Genomic DNA, 862 nt, shown 5'->3' with positions numbered 1-862 from the left:
TCCCGACCCCGAGCCGGCGGCCCCGGGCCCTCGGCCGACGGGTCCCGCCCCTCGGCCGTGATCATCGGCGGCGGCATCTCGGGCCTGGCCACCGCGGCGCTGCTCGCCCGGGACGGCCACGAGGTGGACCTGGTCGAGGCGCGGGAAGAGCTCGGCGGCCGCGCCGGCAGCTGGGAGCGCGACGGGTTCCGCTTCGACACCGGCCCCTCCTGGTACCTCATGCCCGAGGTGTTCGACCACTTCCTGCGCCTGCTGGGCACCTCGGCGGCCGAGGAGCTGGACCTGCGCCCTCTCGACCCGGCGTATCGCGTCCTGTGCGAGGGGTACGAGGAGCCGTTGGACCTGAGCGCCTCCGCCGCCCGCAATGCCGACCTGTTCGAGCGGATCGAGCCCGGGGCGGGGCTGGGCCTGGCCCGCTATCTCGACTCCGCCGCGAGCACCTACGACATGGCTCTCGAGCGCTTCCTGTACACCTCTTTCACCTCGCCGCGGTCGCTGCTCCACCCCGCCGTGCTCGCCCGCGGCCCGCAGCTGCTGCGGCTGTTGGCCGAGCCGCTGGATCGCTTCGTCGCGCGCCGTTTCCGCGACCCCCGCCTGCGACAGGTGCTCGGCTACCCGGCTGTCTTCCTCGGCTCCTCCCCGGACCGCACTCCGAGCATGTACCACCTGATGAGCGCCCTGGACCTCACCGGCGGGGTGCAGTACCCCCAGGGCGGTTTCACCGAGCTCGTCGACGTCATCGCGCGGCTCGCGGTCCGTCACGGCGCACGCCTGCACACCGGCACCCGAGCCACCCGGGTCCTCACCGAGGACCACCGCGACGGGCGCCGGCGCGGTGCGCACCTCGGCGGAGGGCCGGGCC

Annotated in this window: 1 protein-coding gene; it reads left to right on the top strand. The window is 74.6% G+C overall.

The features are described from left to right. Positions 1 to 57: 57 nt before the first annotated feature. Positions 58 to 862, top strand: an 805-nt coding sequence (crtI, locus tag HMPREF3159_RS12355; RefSeq protein WP_141748217.1) for a phytoene desaturase family protein, incomplete at its 3' end; no start/stop codon positions are given.

The sequence above is a fragment of the Brachybacterium sp. HMSC06H03 genome (assembly GCF_001807385.1).
GTDB lineage: Bacteria > Actinomycetota > Actinomycetes > Actinomycetales > Dermabacteraceae > Brachybacterium > Brachybacterium conglomeratum.
Note: the sequence above shows the minus strand (reverse complement) of the source record. Positions and strands in the feature narration are given on the sequence as shown.